Source organism: Halopiger goleimassiliensis (assembly GCF_000455345.1).
In the GTDB taxonomy this organism is placed as follows: domain Archaea; phylum Halobacteriota; class Halobacteria; order Halobacteriales; family Natrialbaceae; genus Halopiger_A; species Halopiger_A goleimassiliensis.
The window spans coordinates 573,861-588,788 of sequence record NZ_HG315690.1 but is presented as its reverse complement, the minus strand read 5'-3'; the positions used below and the strand labels follow the sequence as shown (position 1 = coordinate 588,788).

Annotated in this window: 15 protein-coding genes, 1 rRNA gene and 1 other annotated feature; of the genes, 8 read left to right on the top strand and 8 right to left on the bottom strand. The window is 67.0% G+C overall.

From position 1 onward, the window contains the following. Positions 1-64: 64 nt before the first annotated feature. On the top strand, positions 65-637 hold the full coding sequence (locus TX79_RS18940) for a cysteine hydrolase family protein (RefSeq protein WP_081655586.1): 573 nt from the start codon (positions 65-67) through the stop codon (positions 635-637). Positions 638-646: 9 nt separating this feature from the next. Here the strand turns inward: TX79_RS18940 and TX79_RS02880 are convergent, their stop codons facing one another. The 4 genes from TX79_RS02880 to TX79_RS02865 all read right to left on the bottom strand — a co-directional run bounded on the left by TX79_RS02880 (position 647) and on the right by TX79_RS02865 (position 4,946). Then, entirely contained in the window at positions 647-1,420 is a 774-nt protein-coding gene (locus TX79_RS02880) for an ABC transporter ATP-binding protein (RefSeq protein ID WP_049925656.1), read from the bottom strand. A 3-nt stretch (positions 1,421-1,423) separates the two neighbouring features. After that, positions 1,424-2,488, bottom strand: coding sequence for an ABC transporter permease (locus TX79_RS02875; protein ID WP_049925654.1), 1,065 nt, complete (start codon positions 2,486-2,488; stop codon positions 1,424-1,426). Between the two features lie 3 nt (positions 2,489-2,491). Next, complete coding sequence (locus TX79_RS02870) at positions 2,492-3,526, bottom strand: hypothetical protein (RefSeq protein ID WP_049925652.1); 1,035 nt, start codon at positions 3,524-3,526, stop codon at positions 2,492-2,494. Between the two features lie 175 nt (positions 3,527-3,701). After that, positions 3,702-4,946 (bottom strand): digeranylgeranylglycerophospholipid reductase, encoded by a 1,245-nt coding sequence (locus TX79_RS02865; protein WP_049925650.1) that lies wholly within the window; start codon positions 4,944-4,946, stop codon positions 3,702-3,704. 237 nt (positions 4,947-5,183) lie between these two features. On the opposite strand from TX79_RS02865, the gene TX79_RS02860 reads away from it, so the two are divergent. After that, positions 5,184-5,963: a DUF7839 domain-containing protein gene (locus tag TX79_RS02860; RefSeq protein WP_049925648.1), complete on the top strand. Its 780-nt coding sequence runs from the start codon at positions 5,184-5,186 to the stop codon at positions 5,961-5,963. A 71-nt stretch (positions 5,964-6,034) separates the two neighbouring features. Here TX79_RS02860 and TX79_RS02855 read toward each other — a convergent pair whose 3' ends face one another. Further along, positions 6,035-7,414 carry a hypothetical protein gene (locus TX79_RS02855; RefSeq protein ID WP_049928246.1) on the bottom strand — a complete coding sequence of 460 codons (1,380 nt, stop codon included), beginning with the start codon at positions 7,412-7,414 and terminating at the stop codon, positions 6,035-6,037. An 88-nt stretch (positions 7,415-7,502) separates the two neighbouring features. Between TX79_RS02855 and TX79_RS02850 the strand changes: the two genes are divergently transcribed. Together TX79_RS02850 and TX79_RS02845 are read left to right on the top strand one after the other, a co-directional pair. Next, entirely contained in the window at positions 7,503-7,904 is a 402-nt protein-coding gene (locus TX79_RS02850; protein WP_049925646.1) for a MoaD/ThiS family protein, read from the top strand. Positions 7,905-7,955: 51 nt separating this feature from the next. Continuing rightward, the gene (locus TX79_RS02845) at positions 7,956-8,261 is read left to right on the top strand and encodes a CGCGG family putative rSAM-modified RiPP protein (protein WP_049925645.1); all 306 of its coding nucleotides are present in this window, start codon (positions 7,956-7,958) and stop codon (positions 8,259-8,261) included. 11 nt (positions 8,262-8,272) lie between these two features. Here TX79_RS02845 and TX79_RS02840 read toward each other — a convergent pair whose 3' ends face one another. After that, positions 8,273-8,629, bottom strand: a complete 357-nt coding sequence (locus tag TX79_RS02840) for an Htur_1727 family rSAM-partnered candidate RiPP (protein ID WP_049925643.1) — start codon at positions 8,627-8,629, stop codon at positions 8,273-8,275. Between the two features lie 149 nt (positions 8,630-8,778). Between TX79_RS02840 and TX79_RS02835 the strand changes: the two genes are divergently transcribed. Then, positions 8,779-9,924, top strand: a complete 1,146-nt coding sequence (locus TX79_RS02835; protein WP_049925642.1) for a TIGR04053 family radical SAM/SPASM domain-containing protein — start codon at positions 8,779-8,781, stop codon at positions 9,922-9,924. A 33-nt stretch (positions 9,925-9,957) separates the two neighbouring features. Here the strand turns inward: TX79_RS02835 and TX79_RS02830 are convergent, their stop codons facing one another. Next, entirely contained in the window at positions 9,958-10,650 is a 693-nt protein-coding gene (locus tag TX79_RS02830) for a class I SAM-dependent methyltransferase (RefSeq protein ID WP_081655472.1), read from the bottom strand. Positions 10,651-10,851: 201 nt separating this feature from the next. Here TX79_RS02830 and TX79_RS02825 point away from each other — a divergent pair, with 201 nt between their 5' ends. Both TX79_RS02825 and TX79_RS02820 read left to right on the top strand, forming a co-directional pair. After that, positions 10,852-11,694, top strand: coding sequence for a transcriptional regulator FilR1 domain-containing protein (locus TX79_RS02825; RefSeq protein WP_049925640.1), 843 nt, complete (start codon positions 10,852-10,854; stop codon positions 11,692-11,694). Between the two features lie 116 nt (positions 11,695-11,810). Next, on the top strand, positions 11,811-12,290 hold the full coding sequence (locus TX79_RS02820; RefSeq protein ID WP_049925638.1) for a GNAT family N-acetyltransferase: 480 nt from the start codon (positions 11,811-11,813) through the stop codon (positions 12,288-12,290). 167 nt (positions 12,291-12,457) lie between these two features. On the opposite strand, the gene TX79_RS02815 is transcribed toward TX79_RS02820, so the two are convergent. Further along, positions 12,458-14,290 carry an acetyl-CoA carboxylase biotin carboxylase subunit gene (locus TX79_RS02815; RefSeq protein ID WP_049925636.1) on the bottom strand — a complete coding sequence of 611 codons (1,833 nt, stop codon included), beginning with the start codon at positions 14,288-14,290 and terminating at the stop codon, positions 12,458-12,460. Positions 14,291-14,302: 12 nt separating this feature from the next. Continuing rightward, positions 14,303-14,544 (top strand) — a sequence feature (23S ribosomal RNA rRNA prediction is too short). Positions 14,545-14,714: 170 nt separating this feature from the next. Here TX79_RS02815 and rrf point away from each other — a divergent pair. Further along, a 5S ribosomal RNA gene (gene rrf, locus TX79_RS02810) occupies positions 14,715-14,836 on the top strand. The last annotated feature ends 92 nt before the right edge of the window (positions 14,837-14,928 follow it).

The window sequence follows — 14,928 nt, the reverse complement described above, 5'->3', positions numbered from 1 at the left end:
AGCGATCGCATCGAAAATCCGATCGGACCTGCGATGTATTTGTCACGGGGCGCGTAGATGGCGTATGAACGACGATCGGATCACGATGCGATCGACAGGGGACGCCCTCTTGCTGTTGATCGACTTCCAGCGAGGATTCGACGACCCATCGTGGGGAACGCGGAACAATCCCGCTGCCGAACGACGCGCCGCGTCGTTGCTCTCCCGGTGGCGCGAAACGGATCGCCCCGTCGTGCACGTCCGGCACGATTCTACCGAACCGGAATCGCCGCTCCGGGGGGATCGACCCGGATTCGCGTTCAAATCCGAAACGGAACCGCTCGCGGACGAACCGACGTTCGTCAAGTCGGTCAACGGTGCGTTCGTCGATACCGACCTGGAGTCGTGGCTGAGCGAACGCGGTTCGAAGACGCTGGTGATCGCTGGCCTGACGACCGATCACTGCGTCTCGACGACCACTCGAATGGCCGAGAACCGCGGATTCGAACCGGTCGTGGTCGCGGACGCGACGGCGACGTTCGAACGGAGCTACGACGGCGATACGTTCGACGCCGAGACGGTCCACCGGACGGCGCTGGCCCACCTCGAGGGTGAGTTCGCGACAATCGTCGAGACTGCGGAGCTGCTCGAGACGTAACGGCGGGCCTCAGTCGGTGGTCGAATCCTCGAGCACGGTCCGGTACTGCTCGAGAACGTCTCCCTCGGGAGCGCCGTCGAATCGGATCCCGCCGTCGACCACGACGGTGAGTCGCTCGAGGGCGTCGGCGAAGGCCGCCACGTCGTGCGTCGAGACGACGACGGTGCGGTCCGGATGCTCCTGCCGGTAGGACGCGAGGAAGTCGACGATCCGATCGGCCGAGTGATCGTCCACGTCGGCCAGCGGCTCGTCCAGCAGGACCAGCTGTGGCCGCGAGACCAGCGCCAGCGCGAGGTCCAGTTTCGACCGAAAGCCACCCGAAAGAGCCGCCGACCGCCGATGAGCCGCCGGCTCGAGTCGGAGTTCCTCGAGGAGGGTGTCGATCCACTCGGCGGGCGGGGGGTCGGCCGCCATCGACCGAAACACCGAGAGGTTCTCCCGCGGCGTCAAGTCCGGATAAAATCGCGGCTCTTGGAAACTGTAGCCGACCGAGTCGACCGTCCGAGTGACGCTCCCTTCCGTTGGTCGGGTGAGTCCGGAAAGTAGTCCGAACAGGGTCGATTTCCCCGCCCCGTTCGGGCCGACGAGCGCGTGGAACGTCCCAGAACCTATTGTGAGGGAGACGTCCTCGAGCGCCGTCGTCGTTCCGTACCGTTTCGAGACGTACTCGAGGACGATGCCGTTTGTCGGTTCCGCGTTCCCTGTCCCGCGAGTCGAATCGCCGACCGTCGCCTGGGAATCGCGGTTCGCCGTCGGCCGGGGATCGGAGTTTCCGTCGGACACGGGTTATCGCCTCCGTCGGTAGCGGATCAGTGCCAGTTCGAGTGCAACCAGCGATGCGAGGGTCGTCCCGCCGAGCCACAGGAGGTGGTCGCCGTAGAGCGTGAGGGGCACGTCCCGCAACATCCCGCTGCGGGTCGCGACCGCGGCGTAGTAGGTCGGGAGCATCCGTGCGATCGTTCCCTGGATCGTCGAGAAAAAGCCCGCGGGGAAGACCAGACTCGAGAACGCGAACACCCCGACGGCGATCCCGAGGTCGACGAACAGGCCGGACGTCCGTAGATCGAACGCGAAGCAGATCGCGAGACCGACGGCCGACAGGAAGACGAACGTCAGCCCCAGCGAGAGCAGTGACAGGGGCGCAGCGGCCGCGACGTCGTAGCCGAGCCGTCGGGTCGCGAGCGCGACGATCGCCGTCGGAACGGCGAGCGCACCCCCGTAGAACAGGAGCTTGCTCGCGAGGACGGTCTCGAGGCGCGTCTCCGTGCGTAACCGGTCGACGACGCGACGTTCGGACCGAACCTGGTACGGCAGGAAGACCAGCGCGTAGAGGACGACGAAGGCGAACGCGCCGGTCGGGACGAGAAACGCCGAGAGCGTCCGATCGGTACCGAGTCGTTCCTGTTCGACGTGAATATCTGCCGGGAGCGCCGCGTCGAACTGCCGTTCGATGAGCGCCGCACTCTCGTCGACCGGTTCCTCGAGCGGAACGTAAGCTCCGTCGGAGATCACCGTCACGGTCGCGTTCGCGTCCGGATCGGTCACGTCACCCGGGACTTCGACGACCAGGTAGACGTCTTCGCGGGCGAGCGCCGCCCGGGCGTCGTCGGTCGACTCGTACCCGATCGGCGTCGCGAGCGTCGTCACGCCCGCTCGAGCGATCGCGATGTCGTTGGCGGTGGCGTCGTCCGTTCCCGTGACGCCCACGGGGACGTCCTGTGGAATCGTCGTCTGGAAGACGACCGTCCCGCCGATAATCGCGGCGGGGAGCACGACCAGCACGACGACGATCAGCGCCAGGTTCCGGCGGGCGGCGATCGTCTCCTTGCGCAACAGGGCGAGCAGGTCCACGGCTCACACCTCGTCGAACAGGGACAACACCGGTTCCGGATCGCCGTCGTAGGCCAGTTCGACGACGTCGCCGTCGCGCTCGACCGTCGCCGCCTGGAGCTGGTCGCCGTGTTCCTCGTCGGTTTCCGCGAGCAACGCGATCGTTCCCCTGAGGATCTCCTCGAGCTCGTCGGCGTCGCCCGTGGTTCGAAATCCGACGAGTAACTCCACGCCGGACTCGAGACCGTCGACGCTCACGCCGACGCTCGAGACGCCCTCGAGGGCGTCGGTTCCACCCGGGGGCAACAGTAACTCGTACCCCTCCGGCACGAGCGAGCCGATCGGTTCCACCGCGAACGTCACTGGCACGTCGCGTGCGTCGTCGTAGGCGTCGCGAATCGAGCCCGAGGGCTCGTCCGCCTCGTCGTAGCGCGTGGCGAGCGACGCACGAACGCCCGTCTCGCTGCCGAGGACGTACCGCCCGTTACCGTGGACACCGAGTGTTGGCGGCTGCTCGGTCCCATCCCCGACTGGTTCGTACAGCACCGGCTCGTCCTGATACGTCCGCTGCTCGTACGCGAGATCGGTCCCGTCCTCGAGCCCGGTCACGACCTCGGCGTCGCTCCACTCGCCCTCGAAGACGGCGTCGACCGGCGGCCCACCATCGTCGGGATCGTCGACGCTCGGTCCGTCGAACAAGAGGAGGCCGTCCGTCTCGAGCGACGTGAAGCCGGTTCGGTCCTCGAGCCTCGCGAGTCCGGTTTCTACGTCGAGGCGCTCCGAATCGACGGCCGCGAGTTCCCCGCGTAACCGCTCGAACTCGTCCGGATCGGTTGCGTCCGGGTCGATGCGGACGAGCACGGTCGCGTCCGCCGGGACGGCGTCGACGATCGGTTCCGCGAGCGACGAGCCGTCCTCGAGCAGGTCCGTACAGCCGGCCGTCGCCGCGAGCGTCGCACTTGCGGCCGTCAGTATCGACCGCCGCGGTAGCTGACGCGAGCGCTCGCTCGTCGTTGCCGGACTCGAGTCGCCGACTGGACGGCGCGGCCGACGAGACATACAACTACCTACTCGAAAGCGCCGTCCATTAACGTTCTGTCTACGTACCCCGGCTCGAGCGGGGCGCTGCCGGGAGTGGTACGAGCACCCCTCGTCCCCGATCCGCGGTAGACGCGACGAGCGGAAAAGACGGTCCGCGAGACGATTCGAAATCGGCGACGAGGCACAAGACCGGCTACAGCGACAGGGTAGGCACCAACTCGCGTTTGGCGAACTCCGCGAGCAACGGGGCGTCCTCGAGGTGCAGCAGGCGGGCGATCGAGAGCCAGTCGCCGTCGTTGGCCTTCGACAGCGTATCGTCGTCGAGACGGTCGAGGTCGGCCATGAGCCGGTCGTACCGTTCGTTGTCGGCCAGATACAGGAGCTTCGTCATCAGCTGGCGGTTGCGAACGTTGGGGGCGACGTCGCGGTGCCAGAGGGTCTCGTAGACCTCGAGGTTCTCCGCGGTCGGCTCGACGCCGCCGTGTTTGAGACAGCGGTCGGCGGTAGCGGCGGCGACGCGACCGGAGTCCATACACTTGTGGATGCCTTCGCCCCACAGCGGGTCGACTGACGGGACGGTGTCGCCGATGGCCATGAACCGATCGGTGTGCATCTGCCCGGGCATCTGGATGTGCGCCGAGCCGCGGTGTTGTTTGCCCTCGAGGCGCTCGGCGTCGGCGAGTCGTGGGTCGGTCTCGAGCCAGTGCTCGAGGTAGTCGTCGATGGTGTAACTCGATTTCGAGCGGGTGCTGTGGTAGTCGTTCTGGATGTAACAGAGCCCCACTTTGGCGGTGTCCTCGCCGGTGTGGAAGATCCACGAGTAACCGCCGGGTGCGAGTTCGTGGTCCAGTCGGAGCATCATCGCGTCGTGCAGGTCGGCGTAGCCGGGGCGGTCGACCTCGATGCCCTCGAACTCGTACTCGATGCCGATGGCGTGGTTCTCGCGCTCGAGGTCGACGACGCCGAGTTTCTTCGCCAGCGGTGCGGCCGGCCCCGTCGCGTCGACGACGATCTCGCCGTACACTTCCTCGTCACCGTTGTAGCGGACGCCGACGATTTCGCCGCCCTCCATGATCGGTTCGGTGACGCGAGCACCGAACCGATACTCCGCGCCGTTCTCGCGGCTATCCTCGACGAGAAACCGCTTGAAGGCGGCGAAATCGAGGACGGCTCCGGGCTGGTCCCGGACGTAGTAGTTGGTGGGCGACTCGAGGACGACGCTGTCGGTGTACTGCATCACCACGTCGTCGGGGACGTTGTAGGAGGCCATCATCGACGGGAACGTCCCCGCTGTCGATTTGTTGCTCGCGCGCGGGAACTCGTCTTCGGGTTCCGTCTCCAGGACGACGACGTCGTAGCCCCTCGCTGCGAGGTCTCGCGCACACTGTCCCCCTGCGGGACCCGCACCGGCGATCACTACGTCGTAGCGGTCGTTCATGCTCTCGAGACTCTATTCGATCCTAATGAGTTTGTTCAGTCGTCGCTCGATATCTCCCCCCCTGATATATGGGGGTCGGGATCTGTGGTGAGCGGTGACGGGGAACGGCACGCACCTGCATACGACCGGTTTCGGCCGCCAGCCCCTTCGCTGTTCGTCCCCAGACCGGCGGAACTGACGGGGCGTATCGGCCTGGGACCGCGTACCTTTTTGCTACGCTCGAGAGAAGGCCCCTGTATGGTCGACGTCCTCGACAACAAGCGGGCCGCGACGCGGTTTCGCATCCTCGTGCAGATCGCCGAGCGCCAGCCCGCGGTCAGTCAGGGGGAGATCGCCGAGGAGGTCGGCGTCACGAGCCAGGCGATCAGCGAGTACATCCGCGAACTGGTCGACGACGGCCTCGTCGAGAAGGAAGGACGCTCGCGGTACCGGGTGACTCCGGAGGGCGTCGACTGGCTCTTCCGGACCGCGGACGACGTCCGACGGTTCGCCGACCACGTCACCGGCGACGTCCTCGGGGCGATGAGCGAGGACGCCTACGTCGCGACCGCGGACATCGAGGAGGGCGAGACCGTCTCCCTGTTCCTCGAGGACGGCCTGCTGCACGCCGAACCGGGTGGGGAGGGTCCCGCGACCGGCATCGCGACGACCGACGCCGAGGCCGGCACCGACGTGGGCGTCACCAGTTTCGAGGGCGTCATGGAACTCGAGCCAGGGTCGGTGACCGTCCTCCAGGTGCCGAGCATCCGCACCGGCGGGAGTCGAGCGATCGAGTCGGAGACGGTCGCCACCGCGTGTACCGACGCCGACCGGGTCGCCGCGACCGGCGTCGAGGCCGTCGTCGCCTGTCGGCGGGCCGAGATCGAACCGGACGTCACGTTCGCCGTCGGCGACGTCGCCGCCGACGCCGCCGAACACGGCCTCGAGGTGACCGTCGTCGCCACGACCGACGCGGTCGGCCGCGTCACGGACGCGCTCCGCGATGCCGACGTCGCCTACGAAGTGCTCGAAGGCTAGCTTGCTCGAGGGCGTCACCGTTTGGCTTCGAATCGTGTCTCTCCTTCTGAGTCCCTCGAGCGGCCTCCCGATCAGGGGCCGTCACCGCTCGAGGGGCGAGTGACGGGTGCGTCGTCGCTTTCCTCGGGAGCCGAGTCGATCGCGTCGACGAACACGCCGCCAAGTCCATCGGGACCGTGGCGGTGGATCGTCAGCAGCATGTTCAGGACGAACAGACAGAAGCCCAGCGTCGTGAGGACGCTGCCGCCGACTGCTACTCTCGTGGGGACCCCGACCAGCGATGCGACGGTCAGGACGGCAAAGCCGGCGAGCGTCAGGACGAAATCGGCACGCTCGAGACGGTCGTCGTAGAGGTCGTCGATCATCGGCACCTGTTCGAACCCCAGCCGGTCGCTGTAGCGCTCGAGCCAGATGATGAAGGGGACGATGTGGTACAGCGAGCCGACGACGACGAAGCCGAAGACGCCGAAGACCAGGACGACGAAGGCGTCGGGATGGCCGAACAGGCCGGCGTAGCCGGTTGCGTCGGTCAGCCAGGTCGGCACGGCGAGGACAGTCCAGAGGACCAGCGATGCGACGACGACCCAGTACCGGTCGGTCATCGGCGATCGATCGGCCGTCGCCTGCCAGAGCCCGCGAACGACGACGGCCACGTACGCGAGGAGGCCGACGAGCACGGCCGCGGCACCCAGTCGGGCGATGGGTTCGACGCCGAGGCCGCGGCCGGTCGCGAGGACCAGCACGCCCCCGGGGAAGAGCAGTTCCTCGAGTTCGAGTAACCGGTCCTCGACGGCTCCGGGTTCCCACTGGGCGAACATCTGGGTGAGTTGCAGCAGCGCGCCCACGATCGTCGAGAGGACGGCCCCGTAGAGCGCGAGCGTGGCGTGCACGAGCAGCACCTCGCCCCTGACGAAGGGAGTCCCCTCGAGAACCGGTTGGGTGAAATCAACGGCGAGGAGGTATCCAAGCGGCGCGAGGGCGGCGAAGCAGACGAGCGCGAACCCGAAGTGTCGTTCGGTGAAATCGAGCGGCCGCGCCGAAAGCAGCGTGCGGCCGACGTTGTAGACGAACAGCCAGATACCCACGAGGATGAGGCCGGCGACGACGGGCAGCCAGGCGAGTGCTCCGGCGAGTAGCGCCGCCGCGAACCCGACCAGTCCGGCGACGACCAGCCAGAGCTGTGCGACCGCGAGTCGCCGCGAGTGGATCGAGACCCCGGACCAGACGGGGACGAACTGCGTCATCGCGCCCATGATCGTCAGCACGACCCAACCGAGCAGCGTGACGTGGAGGTGAGCCAGGTCCGCCAGCCCCGGCAGCGTCCTGACCGCCATGACCGTTCCGCCGACGACGGCCAGCACGAGAAACGCCAGCCCCACGACGAAGTGGCGCAGCGGAATCGCCATCGGGGGCTGCTGGTCGGTCCGTAACCCTCCGGGAATGCCGTTCATGTCCGTCCCTTCGCGCTCGAGCGTCGTCACCTCGTGTCCGAACACGTTCGGAAGCGGTCTTTCGCGACCCGAGAGCGTAGGTCCCAGTATGACCAGCCGACTGGAGTCGCCCGATTCAGACCACTCCGCGGTGACCACTGTCACGGTGCGCTGTACCGGACACGTCCGCGAGGCGGTCGGCACGCACGAACTCGAGTTCGCGTTCGAGGGCGGACGCCTCCGGGAGTTCCTCGAGGCCTTCTTCGCCGAGTACGACGTCGAGGACATGTTGATCGCGGAGACGGAGGCGGACGCGACCGCCCGGGGCTGGGCGGAGCCGCCCGCCGACCTGCCCGGCACCTGGCGAAAGAACCCCGAAGGCGAGCAGACGAGGCCCTACGCCCGGGTCTGCGTCAACGGCCGGTTCAACGAACACCTCGAGGGGTTCGAAACGGAACTGGCGGACGGGGACCGCGTCGCGCTGATCTACCCGTTCATGTTCTGCTGTTAGGCGAACGTGTTCGTCTCAGGCCTTACCCCTCCGCGCGGTCGATCGACGGGTATGAGCGACGACGCCACCGACGTCGAACCGGTCACCAGACGCGACCACGACGTCTCGTGGTCCGCGAACCTCGAGTTGCCCCGGCACGCGGCCGACCGCGATCTGGTGGTCGAACAGGCCAAAGACGCTATCGAGGCGACTGCACCCGGGACCCACGTCAACCTCGTCACGCACGGCGATCACGGCGATCCGCGGTCGTACCTCTGGGACGAACTCGAGGCCGCTTACGACGGCATCGACCTCGAGTACGTCGACCAGTGTGGCTGTGGCGGTTACGTGACGCGGGTTCACCTCGAGGACGCCTGATCCAGGACCGCTCAGGAATCCCTGACGTGTGGCGTCCCCTCGGTCTCTTCGTACACCCTGGGTTCGGCAGCCTCCGATTCTCCATCCTCTCCATCACCTTCCGGCTCGTCACCTCCTCCGCGCTCGGACTCGCTCGCTCGAGTCGAGAACCGGGCGACCGACGTCGCTGGACAGACCCAGACGTCGACGGCGTACCAGCCGAACAGCCGCGCGGCGTGTTCGTGGGCCTCCTCGGCGTCGTCGGCGACCACGCTACCGACGTGTCGCAAGGGGTCGGTCGGATCGTCTCTGCAAAACACTTCCCACCGGGCAGCGTCCCGATCGTCGCCGTCGGATTCGACCCGCCGCCGGCGCGTTTTCTCGACCATATCCGGTGCTTTCACGGCGTCGTGATGCCCGTTCCTCGACCTCCCGGCCACTGAGAACACGTCGCCGATTTGACGAACATATTCGAAGAATTCCCGCCGATCGGGAACGACGGGGCCGTTTTCGACAGTTGGGGGTATACACCCGCCTAATGCACCCTGGTGGTCAACTCGATACGTCGGAGCGGCCGTTCGTCCTCATCTGGGAGCTCACGCAGGCCTGCGACCTCGCGTGCGACCACTGTCGGGCCGACGCCCAGCCCGACCGGCACCCGGACGAACTCACCACTGCGGAGGGGAAGGCGCTGCTCGAGGACGCCGCCGCGTTCGGAGAGGGACAACTGGTCGTGCTCTCGGGCGGCGACCCGCTGGTCCGCGACGACGTCTCGGAACTGGTCGGCCACGGCGACGACCTCGGCCTGCGGATGACGATCACTCCCAGCGGGACGCGGTCGCTCACCGCAGAGCGCATCGAGGAGTTGGCCGACGCCGGGCTGAAGCGCATGGCCGTCAGCCTCGACGGCGCGTCGGCGGCCACCCACGACGCGTTCCGCGGCGAAGAGGGGAGTTTCGAGGAGACGATCCGCGCCGTCGAGGACGCCCAGGCCGCCGGCCTCCCCGTCCAGGTCAACACGACCGTCTGTCGGCAGACGGTCGACGAACTCCCCGAAATCAGGGATCTGATCGAGGACCTCGGAGCCGTCCTCTGGAGCGTCTTCTTCCTCGTCCCGATCGGCCGCGGTCGCGTTCTCGAGCCGATCAGCCCCGAGAAGGCCGACCGCGTGATGGCGTGGCTCGACGACGTCAGGCAGTCGTCACCCTTCGGGCTCAAGACGACCGAGGCACCGCAGTACAGACGCGTCTCCCTCCAGAAGCAACGCGAGGCCGAGTCGGCGTCCGACGACGAGTCCGGGGCCGGGAAGCCGGAGGACGGCCTCGGACGGCGATCCGGGATCATCGCCGGCGACGGCTTCGCGTTCGTGAGTCACGTCGGCGACGTGTATCCCTCGGGCTTCCTGCCCGAATCCGCTGGCAACGTCCGCGACCGGCCGATCACCGACATCTACCGGAACGCCGATCTATTCCAGTCCCTGCGCGACCGGGACGAACTCCGGGGCAAATGCGGTGCCTGCCCCTACCGCAACGTCTGTGGCGGCAGTCGCTCGCGGGCGTACGCTTACACGGGTGATCCCCTCGAGAGCGACCCGCTCTGTCCGTACGTCCCCGAAGGCTACGACGGCCCGTTGCCGTGGGACGATCCGGCGACGACGCCCGGCGAACCGTCGCCGAGCGACTGATCCCCGGTCGCCGGAACGGCCCCACTCGTTCGGTTAGTCCCCGTCGGGTGGCCGGGCGGTGATCGTCGTTACCATCCCGAGCATACCGGTCGTCGTCCCCTCGACGACGAGGTTCGATCGTGACACCACCGCCAGCGGCTCCTGATTCCATCGACAGCCGGTCTTCTCGTACCGCGGCTCCGCGCGCCAGTCCTGGAGCCGCGCGATCGGACCGACGCTGCTTCGCCCGTGCTCGAGCAGCAGAATCTTCCCGTCGGACGCGCAGACGCGCGCCATCTCTTCGAGCGCGACGACGGGATCCGGAAACATGCAGGTCGACATCGAGGAGATGACGGTGTCGAAGCTGTCGTCGTCGAACGCGAGGTCTTGAGCGTTCATCTCGTACAGCGATTCGCCGCGCCGCAGGCGTTCGAACCGGTCGGCCGCTCGCGCGAGCATCTCGGGACTGATGTCGACGCCGACGTACGTCACGTCCTCGGGCAGGTACTCGACGTTCGTGCCGCTGCCACAGGCCACATCGAGGACGCGACCGCTGGCTCGAGCGAAGTGACGGCGGCGGTAGCGGGCGGTCAGCAGGCGGTTGACCGTGGAACTGCCGTCCATCTCGTCGACGTGGTCGGCGACCGCCTCCCGGATCTCCGGTACCGATTTCGAGCGGCTCCCGATGCTGTCGCGGTCGCCGGTCGGCTGCGATCCCCCGTGCTGTGCGGATTCGTTCGTCGTCATACCCTACACTCGAGAACGCGGTGGGACCCGTTGTACCCACCCATCGGAACTGGTCCCCGTCGCGAAATCGTTTCAGGAACAGAAACGCGACGACGTTCGCGACCCGTTCGGTCACCGTCGGCTGCGATTGCTCGTGCCTGCCGGCCGTTCGCGTGCCGGCCCGACGAACGTTTTTATGCTGGTCAGGAGAGAGTGGCTACTGTGGCCGAGGGTACGTTCGAGGAGGAGATCCTGTTAACGGCCGTCGAACGCCGCGACGCGTTAGCACTGCTTGCGGACGGCCCGTATCACCGCCGCGAGATCCAGGCGGAACTCGAGCTCTCGAAGACGACGTGCCACCGGATCGTCCGGACGTTCGACGACTACGGACTGCTCGAGCGGACCGACGATGGCTATAAACTGACCGCGACGGGAGAGCTGCTCGCATCCGCCGTCGACGACTACGTCCGAGACGTCCGGACGACGTTCGAATGCGGGCCGTTCGTGGCCGCGTTCGCGGAGACCGACGTGACGTTCGACGTCGACGCCTTCCGCGACGCCCGGATTACCCGGCCGGAGCCGAACGACCCCACGCTCCCGCTCGATCGGGAGTTCGACGTCTTCCGGGAGGCCGACCACTTCACCCTCGTCGACGGGAACCAGCACGTCCCGGAGCTCTACCTCGAGCAGGTGATCGAGATCGGTCTCGAGCACGGGAAGGAAGCGGAACACATCGCGCCGCTCCCGATCGTCGAGAAACGCCTCACCCAGTTCCCGGAGGTCCACAAGCGTCACTCGGAGGTCGACGCGACGCTACAGTACCGCATCTGTCCGGACGTCCCGTTCGGACTCGTCCTCTACGAAGACGAGCACGTGGTCGTGCGGACGTACGACGAGGTAACCGGATCGATCGAACTGATGGCCGACACCGACGCGGACGATGCCGTCGCCTGGGCGCGGGACGTGATTCAGCACTACCGCGAGAAGGCGGACCCACCGTCGGCGTACGACGACCTCCCCGACTGGACGCCGGACGAACGGGTGAGCTTCCTCGACGAGGGCTGATCTCAACCGCCGGATCCAGTACGTACCGGCCCGCGAAACGGCACCAGCGTTCGGAATCGTTCCGATAGGTGGCTACAACCGCCGCCCGGTCGATCGTCCCGATGGAGGGATTCTGCATGTCGACGGCACTCACGCTCCGACGCTACGACCCCGGGGACGCGGACGACGTCTGGACCGTTCACGAACGAGCGATGCGTGCGGCCCCGATCGAATTCGTCGACGACGCTCCGGGTGACCGGCCACTGCGTCGCATTCCGGACCACTATCTGGAGGCGGGCGGAGAGTTCCTCGTCGGTCTCGCCGACGACGCCGTCGTCGCGATCGGCGGCTTCCAGCGGGAGGACCCCGTCACCTGTCAGTTACGCCATCTCCGGGTGGACCCGATCTACCAGCGGCAGGGATACGGAACGCGACTGCTCTCCGAACTCGAGTCGCGCGCCCGTGCGGATGGCATCCACGAGGCGGTGCTCTGGACGAACGAACGCCTCCGCGCGGCGCGGCGGTTGTACGAAACGAACGGGTACGAGGAAACGACCCGCGAGACGCACCCCGACTCGGGGCAGGTCTTCGTTCGGTACCGGAAACCGCTCGAGTGACGAACAGTGTGGTCGCCGCCACGACCGGTCCCGGTTCGAGGACCTCCCTGCCGGGTTTTCCGCTACATCGTCGAATCGATCCGGGCGGAGCCGATGCTGCTCCGAATCTTGGATTTCGTCGAACGCGGAGAAGACGCCACTACAGCAGGTCGTCGCGAGGAGTTCGGTTACTCGAGCACGACCAGCGTATCGCCCATGTCGACGCTCTGGTCCTCCTCGACGGCGACCTCGACGACGGTACCGCCGCGCTCGGCGACGATGTCGTTCTCCATCTTCATCGCCTCGAGCACGACCAGCACGTCGCCCGCGGCGACCTCGTCGCCCTCCTCGACCTCGACGTCGAGGATGGTTCCCTGCATCTCGGCGTCGACGGTCTCGCCGCTGCCGGCGAGGTCGCTTCCGCCGCCCTCGCCGCCGGCCGGCTGCGGGGGACTCGCCTGGCCTCCACCGCTCGCGTCGACGTCGCCGGCCGGGATGGCGGGTGCGCCGTGTTCCTCGAGTTCGACCTCGAAGCGCTTGCCGTTGACCTCGACGGTGAACTCGCGTTCGACGGTTTCCTCGTCCTCGGTCTCACCGCTGCCGGTGTCGCCGCCCCACTGCTGTTGGGCTTCCTCGATCCGGCTCTCGTCCAGTTCCTCGTCTAAGTACTTCGTCGTGTGCGTGCTGGCGACGAACTCCTCGTCGGTCAACATGAGGCGGTGGAACGGGATGATCGTCGGGATGCCCTCGATTTCGTACTCCCGGAGGGCACGGAGCGACCGCTCGATGCAGTCGTCGCGGTCCTCGCCCCAGACGATCAGCTTCGCGATCATCGAGTCGTAGTCGGTGACGAGTTCGTCGCCCTGGCGGAGGGCGTCGTCGAGACGGACGCCGATACCGCCCGGCGGGTCGTAGGTCTCGAGCCGACCGCCCGTCGCGGGGGCGAAGTCGTTGGCCGCGTTCTCGGCGTTGATGCGGAACTCCATCGCGTGGCCGTCGAACTCGACCTCGTCCTGTTCGAAGTCGATCTCCTCGCCCGCGGCGATCCGGATCTGGCGCTTGACGATGTCGTACCCCGTGATCTCCTCGGTGACGGTGTGTTCGACCTGGATACGGGTGTTGACCTCGAGGAAGTAGAAGTTCGCGTCGGGGCCGAGCGGGCCGTCACGACCGGGCTCCTCCTCGACGAGGAACTCGACGGTGCCGGCGTTCGTGTAGTCGGCAGCGGCGACGCCGCGGCGGGCGGCCTCGCCGATCTTCTCGCGGAGTTCGTCCGTCAGGGCCGCGGAGGGACCTTCCTCGATGACCTTCTGGTGGCGTCGCTGGAGCGAGCAGTCGCGCTCGCCGAGGTGGCGGACGTTGCCGTGTTCGTCGGCGAGGATCTGGACCTCGATGTGGCGGGGCTGCTCGAGGTAGCGCTCGAGGTAGACGGAGTCGTTGTCGAAGTAGGCTTCGCCCTCGCGTTTGGCGCTCTCGAGTTGGTCCTCGACTTCCTCCTCGGAGCGGACGACCTTCATCCCGCGGCCGCCACCCCCGCCTTCGGCCTTGATGGCGATGGGATAGCCGTACTCCTCGCCGAACGCTTTGACTTCTTCGGGTTCGGTGACGGGATCGGTCGTACCGGGGACGATGGGCACGTCGGCCTCGTCCATGATCGTCCGGGCCTTCGTTTTCTCGCCGAGGGACTCCATCGCCGAACTCGAGGGGCCGATCCAGGTGATCCCCTCGGCGTCCTCGACCTTGCTGGCGAACTCGGCGTTCTCCGCCAGGAAGCCGTAGCCGGGGTGGATGGCGTCGGCGTCGGCCTTCCGCGCCGCTTCGATGACGGCCTCGTGGTCGAGATACGAATCGGCCGCACGCGCGGGGCCGACGTTGTACGCTTCGTCCGCGTAGCGGACGTGGCCCGAGTCCTTGTCCGCCTCGGAGTAGATCGCGACGGTCCCGATGTTCAACTCCTCGCAGGCCCGCATCACTCGCACGGCGATCTCCCCTCGGTTCGCCACCAGAACCTTCCTGAACATTTCTGTGGGAACTGTTGCGGGGATAGCACCTTACTTTTTCGCAACGAGTCAGTGCGTCTAATTCGAACACCGGTCGTCCGACAGGGCGTTGCCGGGCAGCGACGCGCCATCGGGGTAACGGCCGAACGCAGCTACGCCGGAAACCCACCTGGAAACGAGGCACCGCAGGGGCCGCTCCTGCAAGAGGAGGTCGATAGACTCGGGGTGTACGCGCCGAGGCAACGAGGCGTTGAGCCCGCGAGCACTAACCGGCCGAGGCCACTCACTCATACCGTTCGCTCGAGCGAGGTCCGGACGGGTCCAGGCACAAACTGGGTCGTGCGGCCACGCGGTCGAATTCGGAAGCCTTACCATCGAGCCCGCCGGAGTAGCGGGTAACTACCGGTACTGGTTCCCACCACGGTTCGATTCCGTGGACCGGCGTTGAGGCGGCCACAGCGGCGGGGCAACACCCATACCCATCCCGAACACGGACGTTAAGCCCGCCTGCGTTCCGGCGAGTACTGGAGTGGGCGACCCTCTGGGAAATCCGGTTCGCCGCCTCACCATTCATACGGCATCCGTTCGCTCCGCGAGCGTCGACGCCGCCCAGTACGTGGCGGCTTCGAGATCCGGTTCCGTTCTCGAGTGGCTTCGAG